Below are 17,531 nucleotides of genomic sequence, written 5' to 3'. Positions count from 1 at the left end.
AATCCCGACATCGTTTCTGCCCAGTTTCCGGCCCCCGAACCCGCCCCGGTGCCAGAAACAGATGTTGCAGAACCCGCCCACGCACGTCCGCTCGATTCTCATCCTCCAGACGAAATTCATCGGCGATCTTGTCCTCGCTTCCGCGCTCGCCAGAAACCTGCGCCTCCAATATCCAAAGGCCAGGATCGTGTTCCTTTGCGAGGCGAACTTTGCCAGTTTCCTGTTGGCTCATGGCATCGCCTCGGACGTGGTGGCGTTCCGACGCGTACGCATGCGTGGCACCCCTGTGCAGCGTGGTCGCGAGCTTTACGCGATGGTGCGCGCTCTGCGCCGGTTCCGGTTTGACCTGACCATCGACCTGGCCGATTCCAAAACCTCACGCATGATCGTCAGGCTCGTCAATGCCAAGACCCGCGTCGGATATGATCCTCCCGAAAAACCGTTGCGCTGGCTGGAACGCCAGCCCGCCAACGTCCTGGCCAAGCCGTTTGGCTTTGGTGGCCAGCATTATCTCTACCGCTATCTTTCGCCGCTTGAGGCGCTTGGCCTGGAGTTGCGTGCGCCGGTCCCAACGATTGAGCCGCTGCCGCTGGAGACCGCCAGGGCATTGGCGCTTCTCGACCGGCATCATCTCCGGCGTAACGCCTTCATAGCCGTTCATGCAGGAGCGAGTTTCCGGGGGCGGCAATGGCAGCCGGAACGTTTTGCGCTGGCCATCGACGAGATCTCGCGGCAGACCGGGTTGGACTTCCTGCTTGTCGGAGGCCCCGACGAGTGGGCATCTGCCGAGCGCATCATCGCCAAGGCCGCTTCGCCGGTCGTCAACGTGGTCGGGGCGCTGTCGCTTGCAACGCTGCTGGCGGTCCTCGGCCAGGCACGCCTGTTTCTGGGGAACGAGAGTGGTCCGATGCACATGGCCGCCGCCGCCGGAACGCCGGTTGTCGGCCTGTTCGGCCTGACCGACCCGGCCGTCTGGGGGCCTGTCGGCGTGGCCAGTGTTACGCCGCGGCCCTCCATGCCTTGCGAGTGCATAGCCAGGGACCTGTGCCGCCGACCCGATCCGAGCAAGGCTTGCTGCGTCTGGCGACTTGAGGTCAAAGCGGTTGTCGACGCGGTGCGCGCGATCCTTTCACGGAAGGTTAAGGACGTGGAGCACGCATTGTGACCTCGCCCTTGCCAAAGGTCAGGCCGGCGGTCAAATTGCCGCTGCCGACGCATTTGCAGGGGCACCGTCCCGATTTCCGCCTTGATGCCGGTCTTGGGTCGCCGCTTCAACTTTGATCCGGCCGACCTGGAAATAATCGATGCGCCTGTTCCAAAAGTATTTTTGCGCCATCGCGATATCGCTGTGGGCTGTCTCTCCTGGCAACGCCCGGTTGCTCGTCGCACCGACGCTGCACATCAAGGCCGAGGCGGACGGCGGCCGCGTCGCGCTGACGCTCGATGCGTGCGGCGGAAGGACCGACACAAGGATTCTCTCGGCGCTGGTGGAAAACAAGATTCCTGCCACCATTTTCGTCACCGGCATTTGGCTGAAGCACAACGCCGCCGCCGTCGAGATCATGCGGGCGCATCCAGAACTGTTTGAATTGGAAAACCATGGCGGCCGCCATGTCCCGGCCGTCGACACGCCGCAAAAGATCTACGGCATTCGCAGCGCCGGCAGCCCGCAGGCGGTGCTGGCCGAGGTGGAATCGGGTGCTGCCGCGCTTGCCGTGACCGGCGAACCGGCGCCGAAATGGTTTCGCGGCGCAACCGCCGAATACAGCCCGTCGGCAATCGCGATGATACGCAAGCTTGGTTTCAAGATCGCCGGATTCTCAATCAACGGCGATGGCGGCTCATTGCTCGGCGCAAAAGAGACCGCCCGGCGCATTGCCGCGGCAAAGGACGGCGACGTCATCATCGCTCACATCAACCAGCCGACCCATGCGGCCGGCGAAGGCGTGGTGCAGGGACTTCTGGCGCTGAAGGCCAAGGGCCTCACCTTCGTGCGGCTCGACGATGCCGACGGCATCGGCGATGAAGGCACCACCGACTAATCAGTCGGGCGTAGCCTTGATCGTCACCTTGTTTGGATAGAACGCACCGTGATCGCGAATGTCTGACATCTCGTCGAACGGCCGCTCATAGCCCCACATCGCATCCTTGCCTGCATCGCCGGCGGGCAGCACGCTCCAATAGCTGGCATCGCCCTTGTAGGGGCAGTGGGTCGAGAGCTCGGTCTTACCAAGCTGCTTGAAGTCGATGTCGCCGAACGGAATGTAGAAAACAGGGGGATAGGGAGGTTCGGTCAGCACCTTGACCTTGCTGGATGAGGCGATAACGGTATCGCCGACGCGCACCGTCACGGTGCCCTTATAAGGCTCGACGGTGATGACCTTGTCCGGATTGCGTTGAAATCCCGGTGCCGGATTTGCGATCTGGTCCATATCGGATCTCCTTGCCTTTACCCCAAGATGTGTCTGGCAAGCGCGTTGCGCAAGAGCTGCCACCAGGCGGGCGTCGCCCGGGGGCTCGCGCTTCTTTCCGATACCTCGCCTGGAATTAGGCGGCGGCCTGGAATGCGTCCATCAGCCCGGCGTAGGCGGCGGCAATGCCGGCCACCGGATTGGTGCTTTTCGCGGTGGTCTCGACCTTCAAAGCACCACCGCTGGTCGGCAAGGTGAGCAGCAGGAACTGGCGATTGCCGCCATCGCCGACCGATGCGGCGGCGACGTGCTGGGCTTCGCCCTCGTTCTCGACGCACATCTTGAACAAGAGCGTGCCGCCGACAGCTTCGAGGGCGCCGCCGACGACCTCGACGAATTCATCTTCGGAAACGGTTTTTGCGTCAGGGACCAGATCAGCCTGCGCCACATCGGCCGCAACCAGATCGGCCAGACTTTCGGCAAGCGTATTTTCCAAGGCTTTGTCGTCGAGCTGCGCGTCCATGCGAACCTCTTTCATTCGCCACTCGCGCCCCGCCGTTAATCAACGTTAACGCCGAGCATGGCCGGATTGTGGCGAATTCGGCCTCAATTGGCTCCATGCCCGCTCCAGCCCGATCCTGGCTGGACAATCCGCCGGTTCGTCCCACAATGGCGAAAAAATAACGGGAGGAACAAGATGCTCGGGCTGATGCAGAAATGGCCGCTGCTTTGCCATAAGCTGATCGACAATGCCGACAGGCAGCACGGCAGCCGCGAAATCGTGTCGCGTTCGATCGAGGGGCCGATCGTGCGCAGCACATATGCCGAAATCCATGATCGTGCCCTGAAGGTCGCCGAGCGGCTCGAGCGTGATGGTTTCGGGCTTGGCGATCGCATCGCGACCCTGGCCTGGAACACCGCGCGCCACATCGAGGCCTGGTACGGCATCATGGGTGTCGGCGCCATCTATCACACGCTCAACCCGCGGCTCTTTCCCGAGCAGATCACCTGGATCATGAACAATGCCGGGGACAAGGCGATCTTCGTCGACCTGACCTTCCTGCCTCTGCTCGAAAAGATCGCCGGCGCGGTCAAGTCGCTGAAGCAGGTTATCGTGCTGACTGACAAAGCGCATATGCCGGAGACTGCGCTGCCCAATGTGGTTGCGTACGAAGAATGGCTTGCTGAAGCCGACGGCAACTTCGCCTGGAAGACTTTCGACGAAAACACCGCCGCCGGTATGTGCTACACCTCGGGCACCACGGGCGATCCGAAAGGCGTCCTCTACAGCCATCGTTCGAACGTGCTGCACGCCATGATCGAAGCGATGCCCGACGCCATGGGCCTGTCGTCGCGCGATACCGTATTGCCGGTCGTGCCGATGTTTCACGCCAACGCCTGGGGCCTTGCCCAGAGCGCGCCGATGATCGGCGCCAAGCTGGTCATGCCCGGCTGCAAGATGGATGGCGCTTCGATCTATGAGCTGCTCGACACCGAGAAGGTGACCTTCAGCGCCGCCGTGCCGACGGTGTGGATGATGCTCCTCCAGCATCTGGAAGAAACCGGCAAGAAACTGCCCTATCTGCAGAAAGTCGTCATCGGCGGCGCGTCCTGTCCACGCGCGATCACGACGAAGTTCCAGGACAATTACGATGTCCAGGTCGTCCACGCCTGGGGCATGACCGAGATGTCGCCGCTCGGCACGCTGTGCACCTTGAAGCCGGATTACGCCGGGCTGAAGGGCGAGGCTCGCCTCGCCGTCCAGCAGAAGCAGGGCTTTACGCCGTTCGGCATCGAAATGAAGATAACGGATGACGACGATAACGAGCTGCCATGGGACGGCAAGACCTTCGGCCGACTCAAAGTCCGCGGGCCGGCCGTCGCGCGCGCCTATTATGGCGGCATCGGATCCGAACAGTTTGATGAAGACGGCTGGTTCGATACCGGTGATATCGCGCATATCGACCCCGGCGGCTACATGCAGATCACCGATCGCGCCAAGGACGTGATCAAGTCGGGCGGCGAATGGATCTCGACCATCGAGCTCGAGAACCTCGCTGTCGGCCATCCCGACGTGGCGGAGGCGGCCGCCATCGGCATTCCGCATTCCAAATGGGGCGAGCGGCCTTTGCTCGTGATCGTACGCAAGCCGGGCAGGGAGCCGACCAAGACGGATATTCTCGCTTTCATGGACGGCAAGGTGGCGAAGTGGTGGATGCCGGACGACGTCGCTTTTGTCGGCGAAATCCCACACACGGCTGCCGGCAAGATCCAGAAGATTACCTTGCGCCAGCAATTCCGGGATTATCACCTGCCGACGGATTGACCGGAGATGCGGCGTCTTTGCGCCTTCAAGCCGCCACTGAAAGGCACTATGCCTGTGTTCGGGTTGGGGCAGCGCGGAAAACAATGACGGGAATTCCCGAGCGACAGACGTCGAGGGCTGCCAGCTGGTCGCGGCGCGCCGGCGCGTTTTCGGCAATCCTGCTGCTGACCGCTCTCATCGGCCATCGCTATGACCTCGTCGAGACCCAAGCTTTCCTATGGGTGCTTGGCATTGTCGCCTTGCTGGCTGCGTTTGCGCTTCTGTTCGCCGGGTTTGCCTTTGCGCGATTGTGGAATTTCGGCGATCGCGGCGGCCGCGACCTGACCGTCGGCGCCTTGCTGGCGGTTCTGGTGCTCATCCCTTACGGCGTTGTGGCCTATTGGGTGGCCACCTATCCGCCGCTACGCGACATCTCGACGGATCTGGACGACCCACCGGTGCTCGATATTTCTACCCGGACAAAGGATATGAACGAGCTTTTGCCGCCGACACCCGGCGAGCAGCGCCTGCAAATCGAAGCTTATCCGCTTGTTACCGGACGCAGCTACACCTTGCCTTTCGATCGCGTTCTGGAGGCGGTCAAAACGGTGCTCGATCGGCGCGGCTGGCAGCTCACGGCGCCGTTTCCAGACGCAGCAGGGCAAAGCGACGTGACGGTCGATGCGCTGGCCAAGAGCTTGCTGGTTGGTCTTCCCGCCGATGTCGCCATCCGCGTGACCGACGATGGCGACGCGGTCATCGTCGATATGCGCTCGGCCTCGCGTTACGGCCGCTATGACCTTGGCGACAATGCAGCGCGCATCATCGATTTCCTTGCCGAGCTCGACCAGGAAGTCGCCGGCCAGGTGGGCGTGGCGCCGGCGGGGTGATACCCGAAGTGTACTACTTTGCCGGCGAATAGATGCCGTCGAGAGCCGGCGCACCGTCGGTGTGGACCAGACCGCGCGCCACCAGGTCTTCCAGATGGGCAAGCACCGACAGGCTGGCCGCCCCATGCAGGCGCGGGTCGGTGTCTCGATAGATCGCCTCCACCATGTCCTTGATTGCCCGGTCGCCGCTGTTGATCCGCTCCAGAATTGCGCGTTCGCGCATTTTGCGATGCGTTTTCAATCCGCGCATGAAGCTGCGTGGCTCGGTCACCGGCCCACCATGACCGGGCAGCAGCAGCCGGTCGTCACGTTCGATCAGCCGATCGAGCGATGTCATGTACTCGGCCATCGCGCCATCCGGCGGTGCGACGATCGTGGTTGCCCACGCCATGACGTGATCGGCCGAGAAAAGGATGCCGGTTCCTTCCAGCGCGAAGGCCGCGTGATTGGCGGTATGGCCGGGCGTCAGCACCGTCCGGATCGCCCAGCCGTCACCGTCGATCACCATATCGTCCGGCAGCGCGATATCAGGAACAAAGTCGGTGTCGGCGCTGGCATCGAGCGGACTGACCTCGCCGGTACGCAACGGCCGCGCCGGACGATGCCGGCCTTCCGCCAGAACCGCCGCACCCGTATGCTGCTTTAACCGAGGCGCCAGCGGCGAATGGTCGCGATGCGTGTGGCTGACGAAGATATGGCTGACCGGCCTGGTCCCGATCGCTTCGAGCAGTGTTCGAAGATGTGCCTCGTCATCAGGACCCGGATCGATCACCGCCAGCGTCTCGCGCCCGACGATATAGCTGTTGGTTCCGTGAAAGGTGAATGGGCTTGGGTTCGGGGCGGTGACGCGTTGAATACCAGGCGCAACGGCTACGCCCTGGCCATAGGCCGGATCGAAGCTGGTATCGAATTTCAGCGCCATGGCGAACGTCGCGACCTTTTTTGGGAGGAGGGCAAAACCGATTGCCGCATAGCACGGAAGCCAATATAGGAAAACGCAAGGCCGCGTTCGGCGGCAATCCGGAACGGGGAAGACCATGGCAATTGCAACCACGATGCGTCCGCTCATTTCTCTCGCTTTGCCCGAAAAAGGCACGGCCCGCCTGGCGGGACAGCTTTTGCTGGCGATCGCCGGAACGCTGCTGCTGATCTTGTCGGCCAGGACCAAGGTCATGCTCGGACCGGTCGATATCTCGATGCAGACGCTCGCCGTCTTGCTGATCGCTGCCGCCTTCGGCATGCGCCTTGGCGTCGCCACGCTGCTTCTCTACATGGCTGAGGGCGCGCTGGGGCTTCCGGTCTTCCAGAGCACGCCGGAAAAGGGCATCGGCATCGCCTACATGCTCGGTTCGACCGGCGGTTATCTTGCCGGCTTCGTCGTCATGGCGGCGATCGTCGGCTGGGCTGCCGACCGTGGCTGGGATCGCCATCCTATCAAGCTCTTCAATGCCATGCTGGTGGCCGAGATCGTCATGATGGCAATGGGCTTTGCCTGGCTGGCGCTGTTGATCGGCCCGGAAAAATCCTGGCAGTTCGGGGTGGTACCCTTTATCGTCGGTGATCTGATCAAGGTTGCGCTGGCCGCGAGCCTGGTGCCGGCTGTCTGGTCGCTGTTGAAGCGTTCGTGAAGCCGGTCGAGCGGTGATAACCTGTTCTGCGCGACAGTGATTTTTCGCCGTAGTTGGTGTGGCCGTGCAGGATCTTTGTCGCTGTCGGCAGACTTGTGCGCGACGCCATCCGTCACATTAGCTTCAAGTCGACGGACTAAGTACCAGAACCAACGGGCGATTCGTCACGACCAGCGTAACCAAGCACCTACATATGGAAATAAATTGCTCGACATAGCATCTCAGCCAGCTGAAAAAGAAAGCGACTCGGTGATTATTTAGGCACAGCTAAATTTCTGGACAATGTGTAGGAAATTCTTAACCCAACCGCCTTGACTTTAGTGGCTTGGTTGCTTGCTGGTATCCACACACTGTCGTAACCGTTGACCTGAGATCATGCCGCCGACCGCCGAAGGAAGACACGTGAGTAGTGCGGAAAAAACAACGAGCAAGGCAACAGCCCTGTCGCGTGGGCCGACCGCCGCGCCGGCAACGCGCTGGTATGCGGCCAGCGTCTTTCCCGGAAAGGAGCATGTCGCAGAGCGGCATCTCCGGATCCAGGGATTCGAGCCCTTTGTGCCTCGCTGCGAGAAAACCGTGCGTCATGCCCGGCGTCTCGAAACCCGGTCGGCGGCCTATTTCCCGGGCTATATGTTCATCGCCCTTGACCTCGGACTGCAACGTTGGCGTTCGGTCAATGGAACATTCGGTGTGCGTTCCCTCGTCACGCAAGGCGACCGGCCTTTGCCGGTCCCCTCGGGTCTGGTAGAGCGTTTCATTGCATTGACCGGTAAGGACGGGCTGCTTGATTTCAGTGGAGGCCTCGCAGCCGGTGCCTCGGTCCGAATCCTTTCGGGCCCTCTCGCGGAACAGATCGGTCGCCTTGACCGGCTCGATCCAGCCGGAAGAGCCCGGGTTCTAGTGGCCATCATGAATGGCGAAATCCCTGTAGATCTGGATGCCAGGGATCTCGTAGCAATCGCGTAGCCGCGAACAGCAAGGCGGCGTCGTGATGTAAATTGTTATAGGATGCGCTCTCGGGTTTTCACCCGGGAGTGCGGTAGCCGTCGTTCGGTGGGGAAAGGGCGCTGTCTGGCGAGATCGTTTCATCGGCGCTGATGGAGAGTACACGGTATGCGAATAACAATGATTGGTGCCGGCTATGTGGGGCTCGTCTCGGGCGCCTGCTTCGCCGACTTTGGCCATCAGGTCTGCTGCGTCGACCGGGATGCGGAAAAGCTTGCCATGCTCAAACTTGGCAAGATACCGATCTACGAGCCGGGGCTTGACGACCTCGTCACCACCAACACCGCGCAAGGCCGCTTGCGTTTCGACGACAATCTGGCCGATGCCGTTTCTCAATCGGATGTCGTCTTCATAGCCGTGGGCACGCCGTCACGGCGTGGCGACGGGCACGCCGATCTGTCCTTCGTCTACGACGCGGCCGCTGAAGTCGGCCGCGCGCTCAAGGGATTTACGGTCGTGGTGACGAAATCGACCGTCCCCGTCGGTACCGGCGATGAGGTGGAACGAATCATTCGCGAGCAAAATCCCACCGCTGATTTTGCGGTGGTCTCCAATCCGGAGTTTCTTCGCGAAGGATCGGCGATCGAGGACTTCAAGCGGCCCGACCGCATTATTGTCGGGACCGATGCCGAACGGGCAAATGCCGTCATGGGCGAGATCTACCGGCCGCTCTCGCTGAATGCCGCACCGATATTCTATACGAGCCGACGTACGGCGGAGCTCACCAAATATGCCGGCAACGCGTTTCTGGCCATGAAAATCACCTTCATCAACGAAATTGCCGATCTCTGCGAGCGGTTGGGGGCCGATGTGCAGGACGTTGCACGCGGCATCGGCATGGACAATCGCATCGGCGCAAAGTTTCTTCACGCGGGGCCGGGCTATGGCGGCTCCTGTTTCCCGAAAGATACGCTAGCGCTGGTCAAGACCGCGCAGGACGCGGCAAGCCCGGTGCGGCTTATTGAAACGACGGTCTCGATAAACGACCAGCGCAAACGGGCGATGGCCCGCAAGGTAGTCGAGGCCTGCGGCGGCTCGGTTCGTGGCAAGACCATCGGTATCCTCGGCCTTACGTTCAAGCCGAACACCGACGATATGCGCGATGCCCCGTCATTGGCCATCATTCAGGCGCTCAAGGATGCGGGCGCTTCGGTCAAAGCGTATGATCCCGTAGGCATGGAGCAGGCGCGCAAGATGATCGAGGGCATTGCGTTCGGGGATAGCGCCTACGCGGTAGCCGACGGCTCGCATGCGATCGTCATCGTCACCGAGTGGAATGCGTTTCGGTCGTTGGATCTGAAGCGGCTCCGTGCACTCATGGCGACGCCGGTGATGGTTGATCTGCGAAACGTCTACCGCGGCGAGGACGTCGTTAGGGAAGGCATAGCCTATTCGAGCGTCGGCCGAGAGCGGCATCTGGTCAGGTGAATGTATCCGTTTTCATGAAGCCTGCTTGGCGGGATTCACTATGAACACCACCACTATCCATTTACCGAATCGACGACACCTCCTCCTGCGGATGCGGTTTCAGCTACTTGGCGGGTTGACGTTCGCCATTCTGATGCCCGCTGTGTTGCGCCTGTCATTCGACCAGCAAGCAATCTGGTCATCGAATATGCAGGTCACGATTTTTGCAGCGTTTGTCGCTCACACCACAGGTTATCTGTTTTACAAGCGCATTGGCAATTTCCCGGGTGTTGCAGCAGCTGGCTACATCCTGCCTACCTTCGGCTTGACCTACGGCCTGGTGTTCGCGACGATCTTTTTCTTCAGGTTCGACTACAGCCGGTTCCAGGCCGCGGCGAGCTTCATCCAATCGACGTTGTGGTATTTTGGTTTGAGCTTGGCCACGCGGCGCCTCGATGCACACCGGCTGGCGATCATTCCTGGCGGAGACGTCGACCGGCTGGAGAGCATACCGGGTGTGAGCTGGCACAGGATTCAATCGCCTGACAGGGTCGTCGAGTACGCGACCGGCGTGGTGGCCGATCTTCGAGCCGACCTTTCAGATAAGTGGGAGCGGTATATTGCCGACAGCGCACTCTCGGGAACGCCGGTCTATCATGTCAAACAAATAAGCGAGTCGCTCACGGGCAGGGTAGAGATAGAGCATCTTTCTGAAAATACTCTGGGCTCCTTGAATCCAAATCAGGCTTATCTGAAAGTAAAGCAGGCGATAGACGTGGCTTCTGCATTATTTGTGCTTGTCGTTTTCTCCCCATTGCTGCTGTTCGTGGCGATTGGCGTGAAGATCGATTCACCTGGACCGGCGCTATTTAGACAGAAGCGAATGGGCTACAGAGGGCATCCCTACGAGGTCTACAAGTTTCGGACGATGAAGCTCAGCGACACGGCCGTCGACGAGAAGGAAGCGGCCATCACAAAGGCCGGCGACACACGCATCACCCGGTTCGGACAGTTCTTGAGAAAATCCAGGATCGATGAGTTGCCGCAGGCCTTCAACATCCTGCGCGGCGAAATGAGCTGGATCGGCCCGCGGCCGGAAGCACTCGTACTGTCGCGCTGGTATGAGGCGGAACTGCCGTTCTATCGATACCGGCACATCGTTCGGCCTGGCATTACCGGATGGGCGCAAGTCAACCAGGGGCACGTTGCTGCCGTGGATCAGGTTTTAGAAAAACTTCATTACGACTTTTACTATATCAAGAATTTCTCTCCTTGGCTCGACGTGCTGATTGTGTTTCGTACCATCCGAACCATGGTTACAGGATTCGGCGCGAGGTGAGAGTTGACAAAAATGCGCTTAGCTTGGTCTAAAAAGACAGAAGGTTAGAGGCGTGAAATACTGGTGCATAGCAAATGAGAGCCGTTAGGCAAATGGGCCGCTTTTTGGCGGAGCATCCTCTTACCCGAAACTCGCAGCTTCGCGCGTGGCGGAGAGTGTTGCGATGGCAGATCGAAAGTCGACTAAAAGAAGAAGTGATCGTTCCATGGGTTGGTGGTCAGAAGTTGGCGGTCCGTCGTCATATGACGGGTGCAACCGGAAACATCTATGCGGGACTTCACGAGTTTGCGGACATGGGTTTAGTTCTTCACTTTTTGCGGCGTGGTGATCTTTTTTTTGATGTTGGTTCGAACGTTGGAACTTATAGTGTTTTGGCGTCAGGTGTATGTGGAGCTACCACTTGGGCATTTGAACCGCATCCTGAGACTGTACTTCGCCTTGAAAGAAACGTTGCAATAAACCACCTTTCCGATAGGATAAAGATTTACCAGCTCGCGCTTGGTTCAGAAGCCGCTGAGGTATCTTTCACTATTGGACTTGATACTATGAATAAGGTTTCCAATGATGGGACCGGATCTTTGAAAGTAATCCAGAAACCTCTAGACGCCCTGGTCAATGATGCTTTCCCAATCATGATCAAGGTTGACGTTGAAGGCTATGAAGAGGATGTTGTTCGAGGTGCGCTTTCGGTGTTGGCAAATAGCCACCTTAGGGTGGTCGAACTCGAAACGGTGACGCCCTGGACCTTGAAGACGATGAAGGATCACGGTTTCGAGCAGGCTTATTATAACCCAATTTTGAGAACGCTGAGCAGCCAGTCCAATTTTGCCGGTCCCTCGAACACCACCTTTATCAGAGACCCGGATTTCGTTGCCGATCGGGTCAAGTCGGCTGAAGCAATTCAAATTTTTGACAGATTGATCTGAATTATCTCGGAAGTGGTATGCCTCATGGGGGCAGTAATAGCCGATGGAGGGAAGTAGGCAATTGTCTCGTAAGATCGCACTTATTACCGGAGTCACCGGCCAAGATGGAGCGTATCTGGCCGACCTCCTTCTTAAAAAAGGTTATGAGGTTCACGGCATCAAACGACGTTCTTCTTCCTTTAATACCGGCAGAATCGACCATGTTTATCAGGATCCTCACGATTCTGACGTGCGGCTCAAATTGCATTATGGAGACATGACAGACGCGACAAATCTGATTCGTATCGTGCAGGAAGTGCAGCCGGACGAAATTTACAACCTGGCTGCTCAGTCTCACGTTCAGGTGAGTTTCGAGACTGCTGAATATACCGCCAATTCCGACGGGATGGGTGCCCTTCGTTTACTGGAGGCTATCAGACTGCTAGGGCTCACCGCGAAAACGCGCTTCTACCAAGCCTCGACATCCGAACTATTCGGTAAAGTGCAGGAGATTCCCCAGTCCGAGACGACGCGGTTTTATCCGAGGTCGCCTTATGCAGTTGCGAAGCTTTATGCATATTGGATTACGGTGAACTACCGCGAGGCGTACGGCATTCACGCCTCGAACGGGATTTTGTTCAACCATGAAAGCCCAATAAGGGGCGAAACATTTGTAACGCGCAAAATCACCCGAGCGGTGGCGGCAATTTCGTGTGGACTGCAGGAGCAGCTGTTCTTGGGGAATCTGGACGCAGAGCGTGACTGGGGTCATGCCCGTGATTACGTGGAAGGGATGTGGCGCATCGTACAGCAGGATGATGGTGACGATTTTGTGTTGGCCACCGGCATAAAGCGCTCTGTTCGCGAACTTGTGGAACTTGCATTTGCCGAGGTTGGAATCACAATTGCCTGGCAAGGTGCGGGGGTCGATGAGAAGGGACTGGATATCAGCTCCGGAAAAGTCTTGGTAGAAGTGGATCCACGCTATTTCCGTCCTACTGAGGTCGAAATTTTGATTGGCGATCCTGGAAAGGCCGAAAGAGTGTTGGGTTGGACCGCCACGACTTCATTCGGTGAAATGGTGAGCGAGATGGTGCGTGCGGATCTTCAGGCAGTTGTGCGTGAATCTGAGCATCGTAGGCTCGACGAAGAGCATTTCAGGTTTGCTACGCAGTGAACTCCAAAACGTGGTACATCGATTAGTGAAAATCTCCGTTCTCACCGTGTGCAGAAACTCGGCGGCCACTATTCGTCAAGCGCTCGACAGTTTTTTTGCACAAGAACACGCAGAGAAGGAGCTTGTCGTTGTGGACGGAGCTTCTTTTGACGGTACACTCGACATAGTTCGCTCCTATGCAACGGACGGTCTGATCCTCGTCAGCGAGCCCGACAAAGGCATGTATGACGCGCTCAATAAGGCATTGACTATTGCTAGTGGCGACGCTGTCGGCGTTTTGAATTCGGATGACGCGTTTCACGACGATTCAGTGCTCGGCCGGGTCGCCCAAGGTCTGACCTTTTGTGATATTGTCCATGGTCATCTCAATTTTGTCGATGACCATGATAGAAAGCGCGTTTCGCGCAGGTGGCGAGCTGAGCCGAGACCTGCGAACGGGTTTCGCTCCGGTTGGATGCCAGCTCATCCCACCTTCTACGTTCGGCGAAAAGTGGCAGAGATTGTCGGACCATTTGATCTCAGTCTTAAGGTGGCATCGGACTACGATTGGATGCTGCGTGCTGTGGAACTCTATGGTTTCCAAACTGGCTTGATAGATCACGTTATGGTCGACATGATGCTGGGGGGGAAAAGCACCGGTGGTTTACGCTCAAAAATCGAGCACAATATCGAGGCCCTGCGATCTCGCAGGAAATGGCTAAGAGCCGGCACAGTCGACTTTGCGCTAATCGCGAAGCCCGCGCGCAAGCTGACGCAATTCATCTGACGTAGAACAGTTGTTTGACGTGGCCAGAGACGGGGCATCGGCTGTCTGCCTAAGCTAAAGGTAGTGATGTATATCGTTATTTAGTTTAATCCGACCTACTCAAAACGAGGATGGGTCGGTCGAGATCATGATAGTATTTTCCTCTACTCAGCGAGCCGACCGAAAATGACACGTCTGTATGACAGCCGAAAACGCATACTAGTTACGGGAGGCGCTGGCTTTCTCGGTTCGCACTTAACGGATCGGTTGCTTAGTGAAGGTCATGAAGTAATATGTGTTGACAACCTTTTTACCGGTACCAAGAGAAATATCGATCATCTGCACAATCATTCGAGATTTGAGTTTATGCGGCACGACGTGTGCTTTCCACTCTATATCGAAGTGGATGAAATCTACAATCTGGCATGCCCTGCCTCCCCAGTGCATTATCAACATGATCCAGTGCAGACTACAAAAACCTCAGTACATGGTGCGATCAACATGCTGGGGTTGGCAAAACGACTAAAATGCAAAATTCTACAGGCTTCGACGAGCGAAGTGTATGGTGATCCAAGCGTACACCCGCAGACAGAAGACTATTGGGGGAACGTAAATCCAATTGGTCCTCGATCATGCTACGACGAGGGAAAGCGTTGCGCGGAAACGCTGTTTTTCGACTACTACAGACAACACAGCCTTAGAATTAAAGTGATGCGTATTTTTAACACCTACGGCCCTCGTATGCATCCAAACGATGGTCGGGTTGTATCAAATTTCATCATGCAAGCTCTGGGTGGAGAGTCACTTACTTTGTACGGGGATGGAAGCCAAACTCGCGCCTTCTGCTACGTTGATGATCTGGTTGACGGCATGATTCGTTTGATGGACTCTGACGACACAGTCACGGGGCCAATAAATATAGGGAACCCAAGTGAGTTCACGATCAGGGAACTCGCAGAAACCATATTGCGAATGATTGGTCTCAGAGGACAGGGAATTGTTTACCTCCCGCTTCCCGGGGATGATCCTAAGCAGCGTAAACCAGATATTGCGCTAGCGCAGAAGTTGTTGGGATGGACCCCGGGTGTTTCTTTGGGTGAAGGTCTAAAGCCAACGATACGCTATTTTCGGGATTTTCTGCAGAATGGAAATGTAGTTTAGTAACTCTTCTCGCTTGTAGTCTGCATTGGCAGATGGATTGGTATCTAGCCGGTTGTAACGATGGCAGGAGAGAGGGCGTGCACTGTAGTTGGGCGTAGCCAGCCGCCGTAGCGGTACACTCTAAATTAGAGTCATTTTCTTAGTTAGACGTAGACACGGACGCCAAGCCACTTGAGACTAAAACGAAATAATACTGTGCTAGCTCTCGTTGCAGAGGCGTTTGGGGGATATGGGGGCATCGCCCAGTCCACTCAAGATTTACTATCTGCTATTTCGTTCAATCCGGCTATTGATAAAATCGAGGTCCTGCCAAGGATTGTGCGCGATCAAATCGGCGACTTGCCCGAAAAGATCACACAGCATCCGGCGATTTGGAACCGTTTCTCGTATAGCGTTGTTGCCTGGCGGCTGATGTCGTCTACGCGTCCTAAAATCGTCTACTGCGGCCACGTCTTTTTGGCGCCCTTGGCGGCAGCGTTGGCTAGAGCATACGGTGCAAAACTCGTCGTTCACGTACATGGTCTAGAAGTATGGGGGAGACTCAATTTGGCTCGAAGGTGGGCCTTGAGAATGGCGGACATGGCGCTTTGCGTCAGCAACGATACGAGGGACCGATTGGTCGTAAATGCTGGCCTTTCGGCGGAAAGGGCAGAGGTCATATATAACACCTATTCGGATAGATTCGTCCTAGGCGACCGAACCGCTGCAAGGGAGGCTGTCGGCTTCGGTAGTGAGATCGTGCTGCTGACGGTTAGCAGGCTTGATGCGAACCAGAGGCATAAGGGGCATGATCAAGTTATTTCTCAAATTTCTCTCCTCAGGTCACGGGGAAACAATGTTATATACGTAATTGCAGGCGATGGTGATGATAGCTTGCGGCTTCAGCAGGTTGCAAAAAGCCAAGGGGTCGACCAGTATGTAAGGTTTCTGGGGCGTGTACCCGCTGAGCAGTTGCCGTCGCTGTATCTTGCGGCGGATATCTATGTCATGCCCTCCTCGCGCGAGGGATTCGGGATAGCCTTCATTGAGGCTATGGCATGCGGAACACTCGCGATAGGCTTAGCGATAGGCGGAGCGACAGAGGCGCTATGCGCCGGAGAACTGGGCATGGCGGGTTCACCTGAGGACTTTCCAAAGGATCTGGCATTGGCAATCGAGCGCTTACCTATTGATCGTCACCTTTTGGCAAGCAGGACAAAAGCGCGCTTTGGGATCGATGCGTTTCGTTCGAGAGTAAATGTGGCGATGACGAGGTTCATCAAGTGAGTGTGTCGATCCAGAGGAACCGAAAGACGACTAGTTTTGGTACTGCGGGGCGCAGATGATAATTGCTCAAAGATTAGACATTATAGAGCGTTCTGATCCACCACCGATTGCCTATCGGGTGGCCTTCGTCTGTACTCATCCAGTTCAATACGTAGCTCCCCTTTTTGCATATCTCTCAAAATACGCAAACATCGAAGTCACCGCTCTCTATCTCTCTGACTTTTCAATTCGCGGGGAGCATGATCGGGGCTTCGGACAATCTATAAAATGGGATATAGACTTGCTTCAAGGATATAAATCGCAATTCCTGGGATCAGCAGCCGCACGAAGAAAGATCGGCGGTTTCTTTTCAATGGTCGGTCCTCAATTGTGGGGTGCGATTCGAGGAGGCGAGTTCGACGCCGTTGTAATTCATGGCCATAATCTGGCCGCGCATCACGTCGCACTTATGGCTGCGAAATCCACGAAGTGCCTCACTTTCGCGCGGGCCGAGACCCATCTCGGTTTGAAACGCTCCGCGTGGCGCGGGCTACTACGGACTCCATTGCTAAAGATGTGGTACAAACTGTTTGACGGGTTCTTGGCCATTGGCAGCAGAAACTCGCGTTATTTTGCTGCGATGAGTATTCCGCAGGAAAATATATTTTTGATGCCGTACGCAGTGGACAATGACAGGTTTCTCTCGGCCGCCGAAGAAGCCCACGGAAATCGCCAGGAGACTCGCCGGAGACTCGGAATTGAAGGGAACGCTCCGGCAATTCTGTTTGCGGCTAAGTTCGATTATCGCAAACGCCCCTCAGACTTGGTCGAGGCATTCAGTCTGCTCCAGCGGCAGGGGGTCCAGGCATATTTGGTAATGGCGGGTTCTGGTGTGCTCGAGCGACAGCTAAAGACGATGGTTGCCGATCGCGGAATTCGGGATGTCGTATTTCCTGGTTTCATAAACCAAGCCGAGTTGCCGGACGTTTATGCAGCCTGCGATGTGTTTGTACTGCCCTCAGAGAACGAACCGTGGGGACTGACCGTCAATGAGGCGATGTGCGCTGGTTTGCCAGTAGTGGCTTCGCAAGAGATTGGCTGCGTAGAAGATTTGGTCCATGACGGTGAGAACGGGGCAACATTTACCGCGGGCGATGTAAACGGACTTGCGGCTGCGTTACATCCGATCCTTGTTGATTCAGATTTTCGCGCAAAGTGCCGCGCCTCCAGTCTCGCCAGGATCAGGAATTGGAGTTACCGGGAATGCGCAATCGGACTTCGCAAGGCTCTTGAAGCCAAATTGCCATAGCATA

The 17,531-nt window shown here is 57.1% G+C and carries 17 protein-coding genes; 14 read left to right on the top strand and 3 right to left on the bottom strand.

Annotation, left to right across the window (positions count from 1 at the left end):
* Nucleotides 1-61: 61 nt before the first annotated feature.
* A complete protein-coding gene (locus NKH30_RS20825) occupies nucleotides 62-1,165 on the top strand; it encodes a glycosyltransferase family 9 protein (RefSeq protein ID WP_352996854.1) in 1,104 nt (367 codons plus the stop codon).
* A gap of 139 nt (nucleotides 1,166-1,304) precedes the next feature.
* Nucleotides 1,305-2,042, top strand: coding sequence for a polysaccharide deacetylase family protein (locus tag NKH30_RS20820; RefSeq protein ID WP_352996852.1), 738 nt, complete (start codon nucleotides 1,305-1,307; stop codon nucleotides 2,040-2,042).
* Here NKH30_RS20820 and NKH30_RS20815 read toward each other — a convergent pair whose 3' ends face one another.
* Together NKH30_RS20815 and NKH30_RS20810 are read right to left on the bottom strand one after the other, a co-directional pair.
* Nucleotides 2,043-2,432: a DUF427 domain-containing protein gene (locus NKH30_RS20815; RefSeq protein ID WP_352996850.1), complete on the bottom strand. Its 390-nt coding sequence runs from the start codon at nucleotides 2,430-2,432 to the stop codon at nucleotides 2,043-2,045.
* A gap of 115 nt (nucleotides 2,433-2,547) precedes the next feature.
* The gene (locus tag NKH30_RS20810) at nucleotides 2,548-2,934 is read right to left on the bottom strand and encodes a hypothetical protein (protein ID WP_352996889.1); all 387 of its coding nucleotides are present in this window, start codon (nucleotides 2,932-2,934) and stop codon (nucleotides 2,548-2,550) included.
* Between the two features lie 174 nt (nucleotides 2,935-3,108).
* Here NKH30_RS20810 and NKH30_RS20805 point away from each other — a divergent pair, with 174 nt between their 5' ends.
* Nucleotides 3,109-4,737, top strand: a complete 1,629-nt coding sequence (locus tag NKH30_RS20805) for a fatty-acid--CoA ligase (RefSeq protein WP_352996848.1) — start codon at nucleotides 3,109-3,111, stop codon at nucleotides 4,735-4,737.
* A gap of 83 nt (nucleotides 4,738-4,820) precedes the next feature.
* Entirely contained in the window at nucleotides 4,821-5,606 is a 786-nt protein-coding gene (locus NKH30_RS20800; RefSeq protein WP_352996846.1) for a DUF1499 domain-containing protein, read from the top strand.
* A gap of 13 nt (nucleotides 5,607-5,619) precedes the next feature.
* Here the strand turns inward: NKH30_RS20800 and NKH30_RS20795 are convergent, their stop codons facing one another.
* Complete coding sequence (locus NKH30_RS20795) at nucleotides 5,620-6,528, bottom strand: MBL fold metallo-hydrolase (protein ID WP_352996844.1); 909 nt, start codon at nucleotides 6,526-6,528, stop codon at nucleotides 5,620-5,622.
* 115 nt (nucleotides 6,529-6,643) lie between these two features.
* Between NKH30_RS20795 and NKH30_RS20790 the strand changes: the two genes are divergently transcribed.
* From NKH30_RS20790 to NKH30_RS20745, 10 genes are all read left to right on the top strand, one after another.
* On the top strand, nucleotides 6,644-7,234 hold the full coding sequence (locus tag NKH30_RS20790) for a biotin transporter BioY (protein WP_352979972.1): 591 nt from the start codon (nucleotides 6,644-6,646) through the stop codon (nucleotides 7,232-7,234).
* 402 nt (nucleotides 7,235-7,636) lie between these two features.
* On the top strand, nucleotides 7,637-8,200 hold the full coding sequence (gene nusG, locus NKH30_RS20785) for a transcription termination/antitermination protein NusG (protein WP_352996842.1): 564 nt from the start codon (nucleotides 7,637-7,639) through the stop codon (nucleotides 8,198-8,200).
* Nucleotides 8,201-8,347: 147 nt separating this feature from the next.
* Nucleotides 8,348-9,667 (top strand): UDP-glucose dehydrogenase family protein, encoded by a 1,320-nt coding sequence (locus tag NKH30_RS20780; RefSeq protein WP_352996840.1) that lies wholly within the window; start codon nucleotides 8,348-8,350, stop codon nucleotides 9,665-9,667.
* Between the two features lie 40 nt (nucleotides 9,668-9,707).
* Nucleotides 9,708-10,985, top strand: coding sequence for a sugar transferase (locus tag NKH30_RS20775; RefSeq protein ID WP_352996838.1), 1,278 nt, complete (start codon nucleotides 9,708-9,710; stop codon nucleotides 10,983-10,985).
* Between the two features lie 92 nt (nucleotides 10,986-11,077).
* Nucleotides 11,078-11,911 (top strand): FkbM family methyltransferase, encoded by an 834-nt coding sequence (locus NKH30_RS20770; RefSeq protein WP_352996836.1) that lies wholly within the window; start codon nucleotides 11,078-11,080, stop codon nucleotides 11,909-11,911.
* Nucleotides 11,912-11,972: 61 nt separating this feature from the next.
* On the top strand, nucleotides 11,973-13,067 hold the full coding sequence (gene gmd / locus NKH30_RS20765; protein WP_352996834.1) for a GDP-mannose 4,6-dehydratase: 1,095 nt from the start codon (nucleotides 11,973-11,975) through the stop codon (nucleotides 13,065-13,067).
* The gene (locus NKH30_RS20760; protein ID WP_352996832.1) at nucleotides 13,012-13,833 is read left to right on the top strand and encodes a glycosyltransferase family 2 protein; all 822 of its coding nucleotides are present in this window, start codon (nucleotides 13,012-13,014) and stop codon (nucleotides 13,831-13,833) included. The genes gmd and NKH30_RS20760 overlap by 56 nt, the downstream gene beginning before the upstream one ends.
* A 165-nt stretch (nucleotides 13,834-13,998) precedes the next feature.
* Nucleotides 13,999-14,973 (top strand): UDP-glucuronic acid decarboxylase family protein, encoded by a 975-nt coding sequence (locus NKH30_RS20755; RefSeq protein ID WP_352996830.1) that lies wholly within the window; start codon nucleotides 13,999-14,001, stop codon nucleotides 14,971-14,973.
* Nucleotides 14,974-15,168: 195 nt separating this feature from the next.
* The gene (locus NKH30_RS20750; protein WP_352996828.1) at nucleotides 15,169-16,239 is read left to right on the top strand and encodes a glycosyltransferase family 4 protein; all 1,071 of its coding nucleotides are present in this window, start codon (nucleotides 15,169-15,171) and stop codon (nucleotides 16,237-16,239) included.
* Between the two features lie 55 nt (nucleotides 16,240-16,294).
* Nucleotides 16,295-17,527 carry a glycosyltransferase family 4 protein gene (locus NKH30_RS20745; RefSeq protein WP_352996826.1) on the top strand — a complete coding sequence of 411 codons (1,233 nt, stop codon included), beginning with the start codon at nucleotides 16,295-16,297 and terminating at the stop codon, nucleotides 17,525-17,527.
* The last annotated feature ends 4 nt before the right edge of the window (nucleotides 17,528-17,531 follow it).

This window comes from Mesorhizobium sp. M1273 (genome assembly GCF_040318195.1).
Lineage (GTDB): Bacteria > Pseudomonadota > Alphaproteobacteria > Rhizobiales > Rhizobiaceae > Mesorhizobium.
Note: the sequence above shows the minus strand (reverse complement) of the source record. Positions and strands in the feature narration are given on the sequence as shown.

Excerpts from the sequence above, each read along its gene's own strand:
- NKH30_RS20825 (WP_352996854.1), top strand. The coding sequence starts at position 62 with ATGTTGCAGAACCCGCCCACGCACGTCCGCTCGATTCTCATCCTCCAG.
- NKH30_RS20820 (WP_352996852.1), top strand. The coding sequence starts at position 1,305 with ATGCGCCTGTTCCAAAAGTATTTTTGCGCCATCGCGATATCGCTGTGG.
- NKH30_RS20815 (WP_352996850.1), bottom strand. The coding sequence starts at position 2,432 with ATGGACCAGATCGCAAATCCGGCACCGGGATTTCAACGCAATCCGGAC.
- NKH30_RS20810 (WP_352996889.1), bottom strand. The coding sequence starts at position 2,934 with ATGGACGCGCAGCTCGACGACAAAGCCTTGGAAAATACGCTTGCCGAA.
- NKH30_RS20805 (WP_352996848.1), top strand. The coding sequence starts at position 3,109 with ATGCTCGGGCTGATGCAGAAATGGCCGCTGCTTTGCCATAAGCTGATC.
- NKH30_RS20800 (WP_352996846.1), top strand. The coding sequence starts at position 4,821 with ATGACGGGAATTCCCGAGCGACAGACGTCGAGGGCTGCCAGCTGGTCG.
- NKH30_RS20795 (WP_352996844.1), bottom strand. The coding sequence starts at position 6,528 with ATGGCGCTGAAATTCGATACCAGCTTCGATCCGGCCTATGGCCAGGGC.
- NKH30_RS20790 (WP_352979972.1), top strand. The coding sequence starts at position 6,644 with ATGGCAATTGCAACCACGATGCGTCCGCTCATTTCTCTCGCTTTGCCC.
- NKH30_RS20780 (WP_352996840.1), top strand. The coding sequence starts at position 8,348 with ATGCGAATAACAATGATTGGTGCCGGCTATGTGGGGCTCGTCTCGGGC.
- NKH30_RS20775 (WP_352996838.1), top strand. The coding sequence starts at position 9,708 with ATGAACACCACCACTATCCATTTACCGAATCGACGACACCTCCTCCTG.
- NKH30_RS20770 (WP_352996836.1), top strand. The coding sequence starts at position 11,078 with ATGGGCCGCTTTTTGGCGGAGCATCCTCTTACCCGAAACTCGCAGCTT.
- NKH30_RS20755 (WP_352996830.1), top strand. The coding sequence starts at position 13,999 with ATGACACGTCTGTATGACAGCCGAAAACGCATACTAGTTACGGGAGGC.
- NKH30_RS20745 (WP_352996826.1), top strand. The coding sequence starts at position 16,295 with ATGATAATTGCTCAAAGATTAGACATTATAGAGCGTTCTGATCCACCA.